General features: G+C 64.0%; 11 protein-coding genes. 2 read left to right on the forward strand and 9 right to left on the reverse strand.

From position 1 onward, the window contains the following. Positions 1–135: 135 nt before the first annotated feature. The 3 genes from IDH44_RS06470 to IDH44_RS06480 form a co-directional block, all read right to left on the reverse strand. Positions 136–753, reverse strand: a complete 618-nt coding sequence (locus tag IDH44_RS06470) for an alpha/beta hydrolase (protein ID WP_190915970.1) — start codon at positions 751–753, stop codon at positions 136–138. 2 nt (positions 754–755) lie between these two features. After that, positions 756–1,727 carry a ring-cleaving dioxygenase gene (locus IDH44_RS06475; RefSeq protein ID WP_190915860.1) on the reverse strand — a complete coding sequence of 324 codons (972 nt, stop codon included), beginning with the start codon at positions 1,725–1,727 and terminating at the stop codon, positions 756–758. A 260-nt stretch (positions 1,728–1,987) separates the two neighbouring features. Beyond that, complete coding sequence (locus tag IDH44_RS06480; RefSeq protein ID WP_190915862.1) at positions 1,988–2,476, reverse strand: MarR family winged helix-turn-helix transcriptional regulator; 489 nt, start codon at positions 2,474–2,476, stop codon at positions 1,988–1,990. A gap of 155 nt (positions 2,477–2,631) precedes the next feature. Here IDH44_RS06480 and IDH44_RS06485 point away from each other — a divergent pair, with 155 nt between their 5' ends. Beyond that, positions 2,632–3,360: a spermidine synthase gene (locus tag IDH44_RS06485; RefSeq protein ID WP_190915864.1), complete on the forward strand. Its 729-nt coding sequence runs from the start codon at positions 2,632–2,634 to the stop codon at positions 3,358–3,360. Between the two features lie 532 nt (positions 3,361–3,892). On the opposite strand, the gene IDH44_RS06490 is transcribed toward IDH44_RS06485, so the two are convergent. The 5 genes from IDH44_RS06490 to IDH44_RS06510 form a co-directional block, all read right to left on the reverse strand. Then, on the reverse strand, positions 3,893–5,599 hold the full coding sequence (locus IDH44_RS06490; RefSeq protein ID WP_190915865.1) for an ABC-ATPase domain-containing protein: 1,707 nt from the start codon (positions 5,597–5,599) through the stop codon (positions 3,893–3,895). Between the two features lie 110 nt (positions 5,600–5,709). Then, complete coding sequence (locus IDH44_RS06495) at positions 5,710–6,699, reverse strand: aldose 1-epimerase (protein WP_190915972.1); 990 nt, start codon at positions 6,697–6,699, stop codon at positions 5,710–5,712. A gap of 325 nt (positions 6,700–7,024) precedes the next feature. Then, positions 7,025–11,209 (reverse strand): S-layer homology domain-containing protein, encoded by a 4,185-nt coding sequence (locus IDH44_RS06500; RefSeq protein WP_190915867.1) that lies wholly within the window; start codon positions 11,207–11,209, stop codon positions 7,025–7,027. Between the two features lie 430 nt (positions 11,210–11,639). Continuing rightward, positions 11,640–14,222 (reverse strand): hypothetical protein, encoded by a 2,583-nt coding sequence (locus tag IDH44_RS06505; protein WP_190915870.1) that lies wholly within the window; start codon positions 14,220–14,222, stop codon positions 11,640–11,642. Continuing rightward, positions 14,219–15,664 carry an L-fucose/L-arabinose isomerase family protein gene (locus tag IDH44_RS06510; protein WP_190915872.1) on the reverse strand — a complete coding sequence of 482 codons (1,446 nt, stop codon included), beginning with the start codon at positions 15,662–15,664 and terminating at the stop codon, positions 14,219–14,221. Before IDH44_RS06510 ends, IDH44_RS06505 begins: the two co-directional genes overlap by 4 nt. Positions 15,665–15,820: 156 nt before the next feature. Here IDH44_RS06510 and IDH44_RS06515 point away from each other — a divergent pair, with 156 nt between their 5' ends. Further along, a complete protein-coding gene (locus IDH44_RS06515; protein WP_190915874.1) occupies positions 15,821–16,663 on the forward strand; it encodes a helix-turn-helix domain-containing protein in 843 nt (280 codons plus the stop codon). Positions 16,664–16,886: 223 nt separating this feature from the next. On the opposite strand, the gene IDH44_RS06520 is transcribed toward IDH44_RS06515, so the two are convergent. Then, positions 16,887–18,245, reverse strand: coding sequence for a sulfatase-like hydrolase/transferase (locus tag IDH44_RS06520; RefSeq protein ID WP_190915876.1), 1,359 nt, complete (start codon positions 18,243–18,245; stop codon positions 16,887–16,889). Positions 18,246–18,351: the final 106 nt, after the last annotated feature.

Raw genomic sequence — 18,351 nt, forward strand, 5'->3', positions numbered from 1 at the left:
GATGCATGCGGCCAATCCATACATCGAACACACCCCCTTGGCTTGGATACTTGAATCTCGCCTCACTCCGTCCCCCATTATTACTCTCCACGACTCTCCACGTACTACCCTGCTCTCATTGCAGGTGCATGCGGACTACATCAGTCCGCCGCTCCGTTCCGCGAGCCACGCTGCGGCGGCCTCCGCCTCGCTGGTCGTCAATTGATGACCGGCGTCCTCCCAATGCACGGTGACTTCGGCACCGGCGCCGCGAAGCAGCCCGGCCAGTTCCTCGGTCTCCGCACGCGAGGCGATCGGATCATTGGTGCCGGCCCCGATGAATACCGGGATGCCGCTCAGGTCGGGCAGCGCGAGGCCGCGCAGCGGCACCATCGGATGATGCAGGATCGCGCCGCGCAACGCAGCCCGGTCGTGCATCAGCAGACTGGCCGCGATGTTGGCCCCGTTGGAGTATCCGACGGCGACCATGCGCGAGCGGTCCAAGCCGTACTGCGCCGCCGCCTCATTCAGGAAAGCATGCAGCTCGCGCGTGCGCAGCACCAGGTCCTCCTCGTCGAATACACCCTCCGCGAGCCGACGGAAGAAGCGCGGCATGCCCCGCTCCAGCACGTTGCCCCGCGGCGAGAGAATCGCCGAGCCGCTCGAGAGACGGCGGGCAAGCGGGATCAGATCCCGCTCCGTGCCGCCTGTCCCGTGCAGCGCCACCAGGATCGGCGCCTGCGGATCGTCCCCTGCTTCGTATAGATGCTTCATCGTCATGCTTGCTCCTCCCCTCTCCCGTAAGGCAGCCGGATCGGCGGCAGCTCTGCTGCGATCTCGGCGCGCTGCGACTCGAACCATTCCGGCAGCATCAGCTGCTCGCCCAGCGTCTCCACCGGCTCGTCGCGGGCGAAGCCCGGCGGATCGGTCGCGATCTCGAACAGGATCCCGCCATGCTCGCGGAAGTAGAGCGCCTGGAAGTACTGCCGATCGACGATCGGCGTCGGCCGGTAGCCCTGGTCCGCCACCTGTCTGCGCCAGGCGGCATGCTGCTCGTCGTCCACAGCCCGCCAGGCGATGTGATGCACCGTGCCGGCCCCGCCGCGCCCGGGCTCGCGGCTGGTCAGCAGCACATCGACGCGGCCGCCCAGCTCGCCCGGCGCCGCGAAGCGGGCGTATCCCGCGTCCTCGCCGATCCGCGTCATGCCGAGCAGCGTCTCCATTGTCTCCATCGTACGCGGCGCGTCCAGGCTATACAGCACCGCGCCGTCGAAGCCGCGGATCGCATATGCTGCCGGCACGCCTCCGCCGGTCCAGACGCTTACGGCGTTCGCCTCGCGCTCGGTCAGCTGCAGCCGCAGCCCGTCGACGTCGGCCAGATTCAGATTATTGGCCCCGAAGCGCTGTCCTCTCGTGACCGACACGCCGTGCTCGGCCAGCCGCTTCTCCCAGTACCCAAGCGCGCCTGTCGGCACGGCGAATACGGTCGCGGCGACCTGCCCCCCGCCGACGACGCCGCCCCTTGCATGCGGCCAGGGGAACAGCGTCAGGATCGTACCCGGGCTGCCGACCTCGTCGCCGAAGTACAGATGGTACACCTCCGGCGCGTCGAAGTTGATCGTCTGTTTCACCAGCCGCAGGCCGAGCACCCCGGCGTAAAAATCGACATTGGCCTGCGGGTCCCGCGCGAAGGCCGTAATATGATGAATCCCCGTCGTTTTCAGTGTCGCTGGATTAATTGCGGACATGTTCCTGCACTCCTTTATACCGTTTATTTTTTACATCCCGAATTATTTTGCAGCCAATTGGCGTTGTTCAGTCGCACCATCTATCTTTACATTAAGATATTAACTCGGCAAAAGCAGCCTTCAGCTCTGCAGCATGAATGCCGCGTCGTGTTTTTGGATCGGCCCAATCAGGCAAAGCGCGCAATCGGAGCAAATTCTGCTTAAACATCAGGAAATTTCTATCGGAATATCAGGAAGCCTCTTCTACCGGCACATCCAGGCTATGGCTGCTCCGCCGTCTTGCCGAGCTGCTTCAGCAGCTTCGTCGCCTGCAGTTGCTCCTCATATCCGAGACCGGCCATGATGGCCTGCACCGCAGCGGCATGCTCGGGGAAGATCCGGCGCAGCAGAGCCAGACCCTGGTCCGTTAGCTCTGCAAACACGACCCTGCGATCGTCCGGAGAAGGCACGCGGCGAATCAGGCTTTTGCCTTCCAGCTTGTCAATGTTGTAGGTCACGCTGCCGCTGGTAACCAGGATCTTCTGCCCGATCTGCTGCAACGGCACCCGCCCCTTGTTATACAACAGCTCCAATATTGTAAATTCGGACGGGGACAGCCCGCGCTGCTTCATATCCTTCACCGCCTTGTCCATCACGGTCTTGTAGGCCTTGGACAGTACCACCAGCAGCTTGAGCGCCGCATCCTGCTCCGTCGGAGCGGCTGCGATCGTATCCGCAACGGGGCCTGTTGTTCCAGATTCCTTGCCCATGCCATCCCCTCCAACCATCTTTTATTTAAAAATCTTAAATTTAAGATATATCATTCGAGGTGTTTTGTCAATCCCTCCCGGAGCGTGCTATACTTGCCCCAATATACTTGCCCCAACACAACTGGCTAAACGCCACCGGGAAGGAGGCTCGACGAATGGAGCTGCGCATGAAGCTGGGAGAAGGCGCGGATGAGCTGGTCGTGTACGACACGGAGGAACTGTACGGCGAGCGCGGCCGATTCCGAGTCCTTCAATTCTCCAAGACTGCGGTGCAGGGCGCGCTCGATCTGGACGATCCGCAGCGCGTCGTATTCGAATACACACGCGCAATGCTGCATCTGCTGACCCACAATCGGCAGCCCTCCGAACGGGTCTTCATGATCGGACACGGCATCGGAACAATTGCTGCGCAGCTGCCCGAGACGCGCGTCACAACAGCCGAGCTGGACCCGCGCGTCCTGGAGGTAAGCCGCGAATGGTTCGGCTACGATCAGGACAATGTGCGGATCGGCGACGGCCGCGAGCTACTCGCCAATGAACCTGAACAGTCGCTGGACGGCGTGCTGCTGGATGCCTTCGACGCCCGCGGGACGCCGGCTCATCTGCTGTCGCGCGACTTCATGCGTCTGGCCCGGGCCAAGCTGGCCGAGGGCGGCCTGCTGATCGCCAATCTGGCCGGACGCGGCCGGCGCGATCGCCCGGCTGCAGCCGCCTACGCCGCGATGGCCGCACAGTTTGCGCACGCGCAAGCCTATGTGCTGCCGGCCGCCGGCAGGGGCGATATCGTCAACCTCGTGCTCGCCGCCAGCGATCGGCCGATCCACTGCCAGGGACGCGCCATGGCCGGCTTCGTGCCGTTCGCGCCTGAAGTAATCGATCCCTAGTCCAGCTGACACGCGACCCGGGGGGCACCAGCACCAGCCTGGCTGACTTGGGCAATTCAGCAGATCCGGCTCTGGACTAGCTGACGCGCTCACTCGGCGAGGCCCGCGCTGCTCTGGCTGACGCGCTCACTCGGCGGGGCCCGCGCTGCTCTGGCTGCAGAGGCCTCGATGTGGCGATCACACCAGACACCAACTGTAAAAGTGCAGTTGTTTTGACGATAACGGCGCCAACTGGCCTCTTGAAATGTAAAAGTGCAGTTTAAATCGACCCAGTACCCGTAAAAACAGCCGATTGTCGGTTTTAAACTGCACATTTGCAGTTCGGACACGGCAGCCAGCGATATCGCAGCACACGAACTGTATTTTTACAGTTCGACTTCACCTTTCTTCGTGGCTGTTCACTCGACTTGCCGTGCGACGTCTGCGAGGCAAGCCCTTGCCCTGCAGCGGGCGCTCACTTAGCGGATCGAGCGCCTCCTGCAACCCGCGCGCGCAACTTGCGTGCGTGGGAGCGCTAGCCCACCCGCCCGCTTCACTCCTGCACGCGCAAGGTCCGCAGCCGGTTGATCGCCGCAGCCAGCTCATAGCGGCGCGGCCGCGCGAGGTCGCCGGGATGCTTGCCGTAGTGCGGCGATATCGCGTCCAGCCCGTGCGCCGCCACCTGCGCCTCCAACAGCTCGCACAGCCCGGCCAGCGTGCGGCGGCCGTCTGCCAGCCGCTGCGCCGCATAGCGCATCATCTCCGCGATCGCCCGCGTCTGGCTCGGATCGACGAGCTGCGCCACGAGCGACAGGTCGATCTCCGCCTCGCCGTAGCGCACGCTCGCCCGCCCGCGCGCATCCACCTTCTCCCGCCTCCCGCGCGAGGCGTCGAAGCTCGCCGGATCGATCGCACGCGGCGTCGGCGCCGCGAAGCGGTCGCCGCCCTCTGCGGCGCGGCCGCTGTCCATCGTCTCCGCGATGCGCCGCGCTTCAAGCGTCACATCGCGCGCCCGGTAGGCGTCCAGCATCAGGACCGTGTCCGCGACCCCGAAGTAGTCGCCCGAGCCGCCGAGCACGAGGATCGTGGAGACGCCTTGATCGGCGTAGAGCTGACGCACCTTGTCCACGAACGGCGTGATCGGCTCCTTGTCCTTGGCGACGAGCGCCTGCATGCGGGCGTCGCGGATCATGAAGTTGGTCGCGCTCGTGTCCTCGTCGATCAGCAGCGTGCGCGCGCCGACCTCGAGCGCCTCGACGATGCCCGCGGCCTGCGAGGTGCTTCCGCTCGCGTCTTCGGAGCGGAAGCGGCGCGTGTCCTTGCCCAGCGGCAGCTGGCCGATGAACGGCGAGATGTCGACACACTCCACGCGCCGCCCGTCCTCGGCGCGGATCTTGACCGCCGTCTCGTCGGTGATGACATACTCGCGTCCGTCGCCGGGCACATGATTGTACACGCCGCGCTCGATTGCCTGCAACAGCGTGCTCTTGCCATGATAGCCACCGCCGACGATCAAGGTCACGCCGCGCCGGATCGCCATGCCGCGCAGCGGATCCTGCCGGTGCGGCAGCTCGATCCGGACCGCCAGCTCGTCCGGCGCACGGAACGGCACGACCTCCGCGCCGCGCAGCGGCCGATTGCCCGCGCCGCTCTCGCGCGGCAGCACCGCGCCGTCGGCGACGAAGGCGACGCAGTCCTGCTCCCGCAGCCAGGCGCGGATCGCCGCTTGCTGGTCCGCGAGCTGCAGCCGCTCCGTCATGCGCCGCCGATCGAGCCCCCGCAGCGCGCCCGCGACGGCGGCCGGCAGCTCGTCGCATAGCAGCCGAGCGGCAGCCGAGCCGAGCACCGAGCGCCCGGCGGCCGGCAGCCCGACCGCGAGCCGCACGTCGATGCGATCCGTCGCGATCACGACCGCCGTCCGCTCCAGCGCCTCCTGGCCCGGACGATCGATCGTCACCTCGCCGCTGCGGCCGTGCCCGCCGGTACGGCGAACGCCGCCGCGCAGCGCATCGGCCACGCAGCGCGCGGCGTAGTCGCTCGCCGCCACGCGCCGCTCCGGCGTCGACAGCCACGCCGCCTCCACGCCCGCCCCTGCGCCGGTCAGCTCGAGGCGCACGCGCGACGGCGCCGCGAACGGGTCGCCCTGCACATGGTCGATGTGCAGCAGCCATCCGTCGCCGCGGTACGTGCCGGCGATGTCCTTGTACGCCTTGTAGCCTTTGCCATGTATGCGTCTGAGCGTGTCTCTTAATCGCTGCATGTCAGCCTCCTTGCTTCCTTCCATACGGGTGCCTTTCGTCCAGGCCGCTCCCGCATGGGCTTCTTTTCGACTTGACGCTCCCTCTTACTCCCTTCACTCGCTTCCGCCGCTCACTTCATATACAGACGCGCCGATTCCTCCCAGATCTCGCCTTGCGCCAGGCTGAACAACCCGATCTCCTCGGCCGGCAGATCGACATGCGGCGCATTGACGAGGCTGACCTGAGGCTCCGGGCAGAAGAAGCCCTCAGTCGCGAAGTTGTTCCAGATCATCCACTGCTTGTACGACGTGCCGACATCGTAGACGAGCGTGCGGCCGACCCGGGTATCGGTCAGCTCCATGCGATTGCGGCCATTCTGCGGGCGGGCCGTGTAATGATTGTCCATCGCCGCGAAGAACGGATAGACGCCCTCTCCCTGCAGCGCCTGCTCCTCGGCCGTCAGCGGCTGCTTGATGCCGGTCGGCAGCATCCGCTCATTCAGCGCCCAGCGCTCGCCGATCGTCAGCTTGACGCGGCAGTCGCGGGCCGTGCTGCCTGAGGCGAAGGGCGCGTTGATAGTCGTGTGAAAGGCGAACAGGCACGGCATCGGCGCCTCGCCCTCGTTGCGAATGAACACCTGCTGCGCCAATCCGTCGGCGCTTAGCGCATATCGCAGCCGCATCGTGAAGCGGTGCGGCCAGTGGCGGTAGACCGGGTGCGCCTCATCGACGCGGAGGTTCACGGTCACGTAGCTCTCCTGCGGCGTCGTGCCATACCCCTCCACCGTCCATGCCTGATCGTACAGGAAGCCGTGCAGATGATTGCCCGTCGCCTCCTCATTCACCGGGAAGCTGTACGTCGCCTTGTTCCACGGGAACTTGCCGTTCTCGAACCGATTGGGCGGAAAAAGCACAGGGATGCCGTGCACAAACGGCTTCTCCCTGAAGGCCGTCATCTCGCCCGCGCCCGGCTCGCGCAGCAACTGCGCGCCATGCGCAAGATCGCGCAGCGCGATCAGATTGGCGCCAATCTCCGGCAGCAGCACCGCCTCGTAACCCCCGGCCTGCAGCCAGACGGCTTTCTCCCCTTGATAATCGCCCTCATAGGCGCGTGGCGTCATTTCCATATTCGTCATCTATCCGATCTCTCCCTTCGACTGGTCCCAGCCTCCAGTGTACCATATCCCGCAAGCAGCCCCGCGGCCCCGGTCACGCCCCCTGATCCGACCTCGCTTCGACAGCGCGGCGCGCTTCGTACCGGGCAAGACGGGCACGTACTAGACAAGGTGAAACGGGCAAGCCGCCTTTTACGGCGCAACCCGTTTCGTTCCGAGAAATTTAGAAAAGGATAGGCGAAAACATATACGTTCTATAATTTCAAAAAAGGGCGTCTTCCGCGCCGCATGATGCGGCACGGAAGACACCCTTAGCTACTCCAACCTTGAATTATTCGGCCACTAGCGTCTCTCCGCCCTCAGTACGGAGCAGATACGCATGATCGCGCGAGGCTTCCTCGATATCGGCGAAGGCCCAATGGGTCGTGGACACATCCTGCCAGCTCGAGGTGTCGACGCCGTGCAGCGGGCCGCGTCCGAACATCCGATTGAGGATCGTGACAGCTTCGGCACGCGTCAGCGCGCGACCCGGCTGGAAGCTGCCGTCCGGATAGCCACTCATCAGGCCGCTCTCCTCGACCGCCGCGATGATGCCGCTCGCCCAATGGGCGTCCGGCACATCCGAGAATCGTCCAGCGTCCCCGCCTTCGCGAAGCGCTAAATAATTGTAGACAATCGCTGCCATCTCGGCACGCGTGATTGCCCCTTCCGAACGGAAGCTGCCGTCCGGATAGCCACTCATCAGATCGGCCTCAGTGACGGCGGCAATATCAAGTGACGCCCAATGCGAGACTGCGACATCCGGATAGCTGATCGCCGCTCCGCGCTCAGCCGCTCCCAACCGCGTCAGCATAGCCGCCATCTCGGCGCGCGTTGCATGACCGCCAGGACGGAAGCTGTCGTCCGGGTAGCCGTTGATATAAGGCTCATGCACACCGTCCGCCTCGACGGCCAGATGAATGATTGTGAACGTGCTGAACTTGTTGATGTCGAATTGCAAGCCCAGCTCGCCGTCCGCCATCGTTACGACCTTGCCGCGCACGATCTCCAGTTCGCCGTCGGAATGTTCGATGAACACCGCCAGCTCCGCCAGATACGCCTCGCGCTCCGCCGCATCCGCCGGCAGCTCGACGTCCTTCAGCGGCAACGTTAATACGACAGCGCGACTGCTGAGGTTCGTCTCGATCGTCATCGGTCGCGTCACGACCTCCACTTGCTCATCCTGTGCCAGATCGCGAACGATCTGCTCCGTACGAGCACGCTCCTCTGCCTCCGAGCGCTCCTGCGGATCCTTCACCGGTACAAGGCGGAAGTAGAAGTCCTCTTCCAATCCAATCAACGACGTGTACGGAATGTGAATAACAGCATTGTCATTATAAATCTCCAGATCGACCTGTTGCTCGATCAGAATGTCAAAAGCCGCCTTCGGCACGTCGACCGTCGTCTCGTCGACCTTGTCAGCCGGATCCGGAATGACGATCCGCGCCAGGTCCCGACCGGTATCGACCGCCTTGTCTACCGTCTCCTGCGCCTTCTCAGGCGTGAATGTCACTTCATCGGTAATCCGTCCGCCGGGGTGCGTCGTGCGGGTAATGTCGACCTTCGCAATATCTGCCGCATCATCGCCCCCGATCACGACATCCACGGTAATGGTCTCCGTGCGCGGACCGACTGGCGCCACATACGGGCTGTCACGGAAGACTGCGACGGTGTAGGTCTCGACAATCTCGCCGAAGCGATCTGTCACTGTCACGACAACCGTATTGCGGCCCTCGCGCAGCGGCAATTCCCGACTGGCGGACGCATCGTCGACCGTCGTCTCGACGTCACCGTTGACACTGATCGTAATCGTCGCCTCCGGGTCCAGCGCGGTCGGCGTGAATGTCATTTTGCTGTCGTCCTCACCCACATAGACCGTATATTCCATCGTATCGGCGTCGAATGCCGGGCTCAGCGTGCCTTCGGACGGCTCCAGGTCGACCAACCTGCCCGTAGCGCGCCATACGGTTACAGTGTAGCTGTCGAGTACGATCGCAGGATCATCCTTGTCGTATACGTTGACCGTAATCGCATTCGGACCTTCCTGCAGCTCGCCGACATTGTCCCAGCCGCCGTCCGCAGGATCAACCGCCACCCCGTTCAGCAGCACCTCGGTGACCGTATCGTCCGAGTTATAAGGCGTCGGGGCAATCGCTACATCCGTTACGCCGTTCGGCACAGCCGTCTCGTAGCCGTCGTTCGTATTGGGTTCGAAACCTGGCTCCAGCGGCAGCGCCTCGCCGCCCTGACTGAGTCCGAAGCCCGTCAGCTTGCCGCTGACCATCGGGATGTCCGTCGCCGTGATCGGGCCCAGCTTATTGTTCGGATTCGCCGCATCCGTCGCATCGCCGGCGTCCGCATCATAGGCCAGTTGATCGCCGGCTTGGTACGGCTCGTCCAGACGGACGATCAGCTCGTCTCCTGCTTCATTGACGCCGACCAGCGTTACCGGCTTGCCACCCACCGTGAAGCCGTCCAGCGCCTCGCCCGGCGTCAGACCGCCAGCAGCCAGCGACTTGTTGAACGTCAGCTTGAGCTGCGCATCGTCCGTCGGATCAGTCGACACCTTGATCAGTTCGAGCGGTTCGATCGTATTGCTCTTGCCGATGCCGGCTTGATCGCCCGCGCCGATATCGCCCAGCAGATTCGTAGCCGGATTGAACGCCGAGCCGACCTGACCGTCGCCGCTGTCATAACGCACATCCAGCTCACCCGCGCCCAACGGCTGATCCAGCTTGAGCACGACGCGATTGCCGTCCACCGACAGCGGATTGATCGGGGCGCCCAGCGGCGTCAGTCCATTGATGGCGAATCCGGACAGATCCAGGCTGTCGCCGTCAATCGGGCGGTTGAAGACCAGAGTCACTTCGTCCGGGGTCGAGCCTTCCACTTCGACCTCGACCAGTTGCAGCGGGTCCTCCGTTACTGTGAAGGTCGGCTGCGAATTGCCGTCAATGTCGCCCAGCGTGTTCGCTGGGTCGCCCGCTTCGGCGACTTCGCCGTCTGCCGTATAGGCAATCTCGTCTCCGGGCTGGAGCGGGCCGCCCAGCGTGACGCTGACCTGGTCGCCGTTCACGGCATTCACGACCACCGGCAGGCCTCCGATCAGCATGCCCGGAATCGGCTCACCGACCGTCAAGCCCGCGCCTGCCACAGACGCATTGAACGTCAGCAGCGCTTGATCGGGGCTTGCCATATCGACGGCTACATCGATCAGCTTGAGTCGACCGAGCAGTTCGATGTCGTAGCTCTGGCTGTCCTGTTCCGAAGGACCGTTGATATTTTGCACCGTGACCGCCACCGTGCGCGAGCGCTCCGGCGCAGTCAAGTTGTCGAAGCTCTCGACGTTAGCATAACGTACCAGCGCGGCGAGTTGCTCCAGCACAGCGTCGGTCGGCACGTCCTCATACACGCGGACATTGTCCACATAGAGCGCCGCCCCCAGCGCCAAGCCGCCGGTCTCGTCGTAGGAGCCCGCTACAAAGCGGAATTGGTAGCTGCCATCCGACGGTACTGTACCGTATGCCGTGAGGAAATCGCTGCGCACATCGCCGCGACCGTACATGAGCTCAGTATGCTGACCGCCTGCGTCGACCAGGAAGCCGTAGACTTCATAATTATCGCTTCCCCCAACCGCTTTCCAATCGAAGGCAAGCGCGGCACCCGCTCCGGCGGTAAATACCGGACTGATCGCTTCCGGGCCGAAGGCGCTGCCGTAAGGCTGCACATTGTTGGAGCCGGAAACATTCCCGTTCGATTCCATTTTCAGCGCACCATCTGAAATTTGCGTAGTGTGGGACCCCGTGAAGGTCGATGTCCGATCCACGCCTTCCCTCGAATAATTAATGTCGGAGATAAACGAATACGGCTGCCCGTTGCCATCGGTACCGCTGATGCGATATTCCGAGCCGACCGACACCATCGACACCGGATTGCCCAGCGTCTTGGACGCAAGCGCGCCCAGTTCGACCGCGGTATCGTGAATCGTCCAGTCCGCCGTGCCGCTGGCAAAGTCGCCGTTGACAATCAGCTGCGGACTTGAAATCTCATCCAACGATAGAAAATCGATGCGATACCCGGCATCCCCGCCGCCTAACGGCGATACGGTGCCGATTGGCTTGGCGCCGCTGCCGGTGCCCAGATAGACCGCCTCGCCGACCGTCGTGTTCACGATTGACACCGCGCCCTTCGTGTAGACGGCTTGGCCTACCGTAGCGAGCGAGAGCGACTCGCCGGGACGCGCGTCCTGCAGGGCAAATTCCATGAAACCGCCTGCGAATACCCCCTCGCCGCTTAATGCGAAATTAGGCGCAACCGGCACCAGCCCTGCACTTTCCCTGTAGCTCACATCCGGCAGTGTCAGCGATGGCGGTGCCGCCTCGACCATTTTCGTCGGCACGAGCGACTGGAAGCCTCCGAACACGAGCAAAAACGACAACAGCCCGATTAGTCCGCTTTTCCAAACTTTTGATTCCATTATTTCTCAACAACTCCTTACACAAAAAGATTTAATTCCCTGCCCCATCCTGCCCTTTAGTTCACGGGTTTGCACCTTGTTTCTGTTCCTTTGCTGCTTCGATCGGCCCGCTCTGCTTGACATCGCTCCTTCCCGGACTCGCCAAATTTCAATGCTATTCGCTAGGATAAATAGATCAACTATACATCCCCTATACAAGCTTCCATTAATGGAGAAAATAACATTCCATATATTTGAAATTTAGCTTAATTTATTCCCGAAAATAAAACTTTAGACCTACTTAATTAAAGTTATACGAATGAAACCGGGTCTTTATAATCAATTATTTTGTGTCATGTTTTGAATGAGTAAATCGACAAAAAAGCATGCAGGACATGACTTGCAATCATGTCCTGCATGCGCTCTGGTCTGCTAATGCGCCGTATTCCGATTACCAGACGATCTCGATTGTCCCGCTGATGGCCGCAAGCTGCAGGAAGCCGCGACGAATACAGCCCGCCACATCAAGCTCCGTCTCCCCATGCGCGACCTCTACGCGTCCGCTGCTCGCAGCCTCCGGCGGCAACGCCACCGTGAGCCGCGCCTCCCTCAGCCCGCTCACGACCAGCTTGCGCTGCGGCAGCTCGCCGAGCGTGCGCTTGGCACGCGTCGGATCGGGCGCCGCCTCGCGACAAGTGACGAGCGCGGGCTCCGGCTGATCGACGAACACGCGGCATTCCTTGGCGAAGGCGCCGTCCAGCGCCAGCTCGGCAGCGCCCGGACCGGCCAGCGCGGTCATACCCGTCGGCAGCGGCACCCCCTCCGGGAAGCGCATCCGGAAGGAGACGGACGTGTCGCGCCTCGAGCCGACGAGCCGCTGCGCGCCCGCCCGGCGCGGCGCCAGCAGCATCGCCGACGGGGAAGCGGCGTCCGCCTTGGTCTGCAGCAGCGTGTAGCCGAAGTCCTGCAGCAAATAGCGCGCCACGACCGCGCTGTCGCCGAGGGCGGCATCCTGGCGCACCGGCAGATGCGTGACGATGCCGTCCTGCAGCGGCAGTGAGCCGCGCAGCCAGCAGACGGCGCCTCCCTGCCACTGCGGCAGCGAGCGACTGAGCGCGAACAGCCGCTCCTGCCCTTGCACCGCGACGCGCGCCCGGATGCGGGTATGCGGATCAGCCGCATCGGCACACAGCTCGCCCAGTCCGCCGTCGGAGACGAGCGGGCGATGGTCGATGCGCATCTCGCGCGACGATCCCCCCGCGATCTCGTCGGTCTGCGCGTCGATCGTCAGCTCGCCCTCGCCGCTCAGCGGCTCGACCTGCCGCACATTGAGCAGCTCGGCCAGCGCCGCATCCCGCACCGGACCGTACAGCAGTACACGTCCGCCGCAGGCCACCCAGTCGGCGATCCGCTGCGCGTCGTCGCCGCGCAGCCAGCTGGTGGCGACGACGAGGATCGTCTCCGCGAGCGCGGCGCCCCCCATACCTTCCGCGCCTTCCGAATCCCTCGTGCCTGCGTCTCGCCCGGCTATGATCCCCGCCTCCAGCAAGCGAGCGGCGTGCACCGAGCTGATACAGCCGGATACCGGCAAGCCTTCGTTGATCGCATGGCGCATGAACCAGTCGTGGAAGAAGATCGACCCGGTCTGCGGCGGCGTAGCGGCCGCTGCATCATGCAGTTCGTCGAACGGATAGACCCAGGTCATCAGCCCCGGCGCATCGGGAAAATCGCGCAGCGCCCGCCGCACATGCGCCGACACCTCCAGCGCCGTATCCTCGGGCAGCTCGCCGTACTCTGTGTCGATCGTGAGCAGCTCGACGATGCCCGGCGCCTGGGGTTGCCCTTCCGCATCCAGCCGCGCCACGCTTAGCGGCAGGTAGATATCATGCGGCTGGCGGTCATACAGATCGGTCCACGGATTCTGCCAGAACCACGGGTCGTTCGGATAATAGCGGAACGGATACGTCTCGCCCGGCAGCGCTGCGATGCGCGACAGATAGCCGGTCAGCTCCAGGCCGAAGTCGTGATTGAGCGCGCCCCACGGCGAATTGGGCGGCGGATAGGCCAGGTAGCCCCGCTCGTACAGCTCGCGTATCGGGATGCAGTCCTTGGCCAGGTCCATGCCGGTGCCGTAGTTCGTGCCGCGCACCTCGATGCGCGTGTCCGGACAGGCGGCGTGGAAGGCATCCCAGAAGCCGAGCACCTTGCCCGAGAGCTCCGCGCGATCGGCCAGCGGCATGTTCGTGCCGTCATAGTTAGCCCCCAGATACGTCCAGGGGAAGTACGACAGCCCGAAGCCGTTGGAGAACCAGATATAGTCGAAGCCGAGCGCAGGCAGGAAGCTCGCGCACTGGCCGCCGAGGAACTCCCCGAACGGCGTCCCCTCGGGAATGCCGTCCGGATAGGCAGCGTAGCGGACATCGTCCGCATGCAGCGTCGCCCACGGGCAGACGACGGTGTAGCTGGCCCGCAGGCCGATCGGGCGGCCGCCGAGCTCGGCCCGGTTGATCTCGGGGTGGTCCTTGTACTTGAAGTCGGAATAGGCGAATTCCGGGCCCGCGTCGAATGTCGCGCCGACCTCCACCGGGATGCCGCAACGCGCGCGGCCGACCCGCTTGAGCGCGGCGATCACGCGCTGCAGGTCGCGATACGTGAAGCGCGCCGGCTCCGGCGTGTACAGGATCGCCGTCTTGCGGTCGCGCTTGCCATCCGTGATATGGTCGAAGGTCCACTCGTTGGCGAAGCCGATGTAGCGACCCCACTCCAGCTCGCGGCCGAGCTCGCCGTCCCAGACGAGAATCTCGCTGCCGTCGGCCGTCCACAGCAGCACGGATGCCGTATCCGCCATGTCCAGCAAAGGCGCCCACTGGCGGAACGCCTCCTCGCATACCGCCTCGATCGCCTCGTCCGTCAGGCTGCGGAACGGCTTGAGGCTCATCTCCAGCGTCACCCGCCGCAGCCGCCGATCTGCCGCCCGGTCGCGTCCGGCCCGGCTGCCCGGCCTGGTGACGTCGACTTCCCCGTTCCTATTCATACGTGACACACCTCGATTCCCATAATATTAGCCACACTGGCGATCTGCGCCGCGACATGCCCTGTGCCGAGCGCGAAGTGATGCGTCGGTCCTGCTGCGCACCATTGCTCGACGAACTCGGCCACCGGACGACCGAAGCTGCAGCGCGTGTTCGTATTGCCGGTCTGCGGGATCGCTCCCGCCACCGATTCGCCCTCCGTGACGACCATGCGGTAGCGGCCGTGCTCGTTCTGCGACAGGCTCAGCAGCGTCACCGGCCCCGTCTTGATGCTGAATTCGACGCCGAGCCCGGAGCCGGCCTTGCCGTGGAACAGCTCCAGCCCGCGGATGATCGGCCGGCCCTCGCTGATCTGGATGTTGTGCGGGCCGTCATGACCGACCAGCACGACGTTGTCGGCGAAGTCGCACGGGTGCAGCTCGGCGAACGAGCCGCCCGCGCCGAGCCGGTCCATGATCAGCATCGCCGCACAGGTCTTCAGGTCGGCCTCGCCGGACAGCGGCACGCCCTTGCCGGTCAGCAGCGAGTTGCCGAGCACCATATTCGCCCCGATGCGCTCGAATGCATTGCCGTCCAGTCCCTTGTAATAGTACGCGAGCCCGGTCAGCCCGTAATCGGCGACCAGCCGGTCGAGCCCGACCGCGACCTTGGCCGCCCATGCCAGATGCTCCGGCGCAACCGGGCGTGTCACCGGGTCGATGAATGGATCGGCGATGGTGAAGACGCTGTGAATCTGCTCCAGCTTGGCCTGGATCTCCTGCTCGGAGGCGGCATGGACGCGCTGGGCCAGATCGTCCATCTCCAGCATCCGCACATGGCTGCCGAAGGTCGCCGTGAACGCCGTCGGGTCGGAATTCATGTCGTACATGCCCTCGTACGTGTGCCCGAGGTAGCCGATCGTGGCGCGCTTGAAGGCCGCAGTCGCGCGGGCGACACGGCACCAGGCGGCGATCTGTGCGGTCGCGCGCTCATCGCCGCGCAGCGTGCCGACGATCATCCCCGCCGCCGGCCGGCCGGCGCGCCGCAGCACGCCGCCGATCTCCGGCAGGGCGCAGATGTTGTCGTTGGCGAGCTGCATATAGGTCGTGGTGCGGCTGTAGTCCAGCTTATCCAGCGGCTGTAGCGCGACCAGCACGGCGGGCACCCCGCCCGCATTCAGGATGACCGTGGCAGCCGACGACGACGTGACGTAGGTCGTGAGGAAGCAGAAGAGCAGGTCGAGATCCTCGCCCTTCAGCCGCGCGGCCGCCGCGAATGCGCTTTCGACGCTGTCCACGAAGCCGCCGGAGACGAGCTCGACCTCCTGCTCGCCGAGCATATCCTCGAAGATGCGGCCATAGCCCTGCAGCTCCTCCTTGAGACCGGGGAATTGCGGCCAGTACGGCGCGTGGCCGATATGGACGACCCCGACCCTGGCCTTTCGTAATTGGAATATAGATGACATATTGTAGATGCATCTCCCTCCGTCGTATTCTATACTAATCTTAGAGAATAGCGGAGTATGGCTCAATGAGCCTCACTATTAGTTTTTGAAGGATTCTATCATTAGAGAAAATCTATCGTCAGAAAATATCGTCGGAGAAAAATGGAGGTGCGCGGAATGATCGAGCCGGTGGCCATCTATTATGAACAGTGCGAGCCGGGCTGGCACGTCCCCGAGGGACGGGCGCCCAATGCGATCCTGCTGCTCGTGACCAAAGGAACGATGCTGTATTGCGCGGGCGGGCGCGATTACCGCCTGGAGAAGGGCGACCTGCTGCATGTGCCCGTCGGGGTCATGCGCGCGGCGCCGCCGTCAACTGCGGCGCATGAGATGTATGTGGCGCATTATACGTACGCGGGGGATGGTGAGACGCTGCCCCTGCTCGCCCCCGGCGATGCGCCTCGGTACAGCCGTCTGCTGCAAGCCGACTACATGAAGCAGCGCTTCTCCCTGCTCGCCCAGCACTGGCTGCGCAAGCCGCCCTATGCGAAGGCGCTGTGCCATGCGATCCTGCTGGAGATGCTGGCGATCGTCTGCGAGGAGACCGATCCGCAGGCGCAGCAGCCGGACAAGGCGTACCGCCTTGTCTCGCAGCTGCAGAGCCATATCGCGGCCAACTACCGGCGGGCGATCCCGATGGCGGAGCTGGCGCGGCTCGCCGACCGCACGCCCAATCACATCAGCCGGATGTTCCGCCAGGCGACGGGCCAGACCGTCACCGCCTACATTCGGCAGATTCGCATCGCCGCCGCCTGCGACCTGCTCAGCAATTCGCAGATGAACGTCGGCGAGGTATCGGAGTTTCTCGGCTTTTGCGAGCAGTCGTATTTCAACAAGGTATTCAAGGAAGTGACCGGCTCCCTGCCCTCGGCCTACATGAAGGAGCGTGTCAAGCTGTGGCGGGATGGGGGGCCGCCACAGCAAAAAGGATTCCCTCTCGGGAATCCTTCAGGTGGCTGAATCATAGCAGGGCGGCGTATCCTGATCTCTGTTAACTTGCTTCTGGGCAAGCGCGTGGGAAACCTTTCCCACCTCTAATGAATCAGCCAGAACTAGTATACGCTAAATCTTTATCCATCTGATTCATGCCAAACGGGGCCAAGAAGCGATGAATGCCATCGGGATCGAGGAAGCGCAATGCTGCAGGTGGCCCCGATCTCTTCCGGAATGCTCCAGCCCTCCCCTACCCCCGCACTTCGTGCGGGGGCACCTTGCGCTGGCCCGCCGCCACAGGCGGAGCCGACTCGATGGCCGGCGCGGCCTCGCCAGCCTCGGTCATGCGCCGGATCAGCGTCTCGCGCAGCACGTCCGCCACCTCGCGATGCGAGGCGTAGCCCGCCAGATTGGTCAGCTCGTACGGGTCGGCATACAGGTCGTACAGGAATTCCTCCACGTAGCGCGGCGCAGACGCATCCCGCACCGGATCGGCATCCGGGGCGCTGACGCTGTACTTCCAGCGCTTCGTGCGGATCGCCCGCCCGACCTGGGATTCGCTGATCTGCACGAATACCTCCTGCGGCCAATCCGCATCCCCCCCGCGCAAGAGCGGCAGCATCGAGCGGCCCTGCATGTGGTCCGGCACCTCGATGCCGGAGGCGTCCAGCAGCGTCGGCACGAGGTCGACGAGGCTGACCAGCTCGCTGACGCGGCCGCGCCCGGTGAAGCCCGGCCCGTACAGCGCGGTCGGCACGCGGATCGAGCTCTCGTGGCAGGAGCGCTTGTACTCGCCGTTGCGCGTCTTGAAGTGCGAGGCGTGGTCGGAGGTGAACAAGATGATCGTGTCCTGATCGAGCTGCAGGCTGCGCAGCGCGTCGAGCACGCGGCCGAGCGCCTCGTCGAGCCGCTTCACCATGCCGTAGTAGCCGCCCAGATGCTGCGGGGCGGTGCCGCCCAGCGCCGCCAGGTCGGGCGGCGTCCAACGCGACGTGTAGGTGTCGCGGTAGACGTCCGGCGCCGGGTAATCGTCGCGGTGATTCTGATGATGCGGCTCCAGGAACGACAGAAACAGGAAGAACGGATTGTCCTGCTGCCCGTCGATGAAGCGGATCGCCGCATCGGTCAAGGCGTCGACGCGGTAGCCCGGCAGTTGCACCGCCTCGTTCGCTTCATTGTACAGCCTCGTCTCATAGGCGTCGGACGTATGCTCCAGCGCGTCGGCGGCGAGCCAGTGCTTGTACCCGCCGCGCAGCTCCTCCGGCACCGGCTCGGTGCGCGTGCAGGCCAGGTGCCACTTGCCGATGTAACCGGTCTCATATCCGGCTTCATTATAGTAGCCGGCCAGCGTCGGCAGGTCCCGGCGCAGCGGAATGCCGTTGGTGAAGCAGCCGGTCTCCGTGGCGTACAGACCGGTCTGCAGGCAGGAGCGGGCCGGCCCGCAGACCGGCTGACAGGTGAAGGCGTGCTCCAGATGCGTCCCCATCTGCGCCATCCGGTCGAAGTTCGGCGTCAGCCCGAGCGGATTGCCGTGAACCCCCGTCGTGTCCCAGCGCTGCTGATCGGTGAAGAATACGATCACATTCGGTTGCTTGCGTGTTGCCTCCATGCATCCTCTCCCTTTCCCTGCTCGATTGTGCCAAGGCGAACCGGCGGGTCCGCCTTTGGGCACCACGTTTCGTTTTCATCTAGAACGCCGCAGTCCGCTCGCATGT

The sequence above is a fragment of the Paenibacillus sabuli genome, assembly GCF_014705605.1.
GTDB classification, from domain to species: Bacteria; Bacillota; Bacilli; order Paenibacillales; family Paenibacillaceae; genus Paenibacillus_D; species Paenibacillus_D sabuli.

Coding starts and splice junctions, on each gene's coding strand:
- IDH44_RS06470 (WP_190915970.1), bottom strand. CDS start 753: ATGAAGCATCTATACGAAGCAGGGGACGATCCGCAGGCGCCGATCCTG.
- IDH44_RS06475 (WP_190915860.1), bottom strand. CDS start 1,727: ATGTCCGCAATTAATCCAGCGACACTGAAAACGACGGGGATTCATCAT.
- IDH44_RS06480 (WP_190915862.1), bottom strand. CDS start 2,476: ATGGGCAAGGAATCTGGAACAACAGGCCCCGTTGCGGATACGATCGCA.
- IDH44_RS06485 (WP_190915864.1), top strand. CDS start 2,632: ATGGAGCTGCGCATGAAGCTGGGAGAAGGCGCGGATGAGCTGGTCGTG.
- IDH44_RS06490 (WP_190915865.1), bottom strand. CDS start 5,599: ATGCAGCGATTAAGAGACACGCTCAGACGCATACATGGCAAAGGCTAC.
- IDH44_RS06495 (WP_190915972.1), bottom strand. CDS start 6,699: ATGACGCCACGCGCCTATGAGGGCGATTATCAAGGGGAGAAAGCCGTC.
- IDH44_RS06500 (WP_190915867.1), bottom strand. CDS start 11,209: ATGGAATCAAAAGTTTGGAAAAGCGGACTAATCGGGCTGTTGTCGTTT.
- IDH44_RS06505 (WP_190915870.1), bottom strand. CDS start 14,222: ATGAATAGGAACGGGGAAGTCGACGTCACCAGGCCGGGCAGCCGGGCC.
- IDH44_RS06510 (WP_190915872.1), bottom strand. CDS start 15,664: ATGTCATCTATATTCCAATTACGAAAGGCCAGGGTCGGGGTCGTCCAT.
- IDH44_RS06515 (WP_190915874.1), top strand. CDS start 15,821: ATGATCGAGCCGGTGGCCATCTATTATGAACAGTGCGAGCCGGGCTGG.
- IDH44_RS06520 (WP_190915876.1), bottom strand. CDS start 18,245: ATGGAGGCAACACGCAAGCAACCGAATGTGATCGTATTCTTCACCGAT.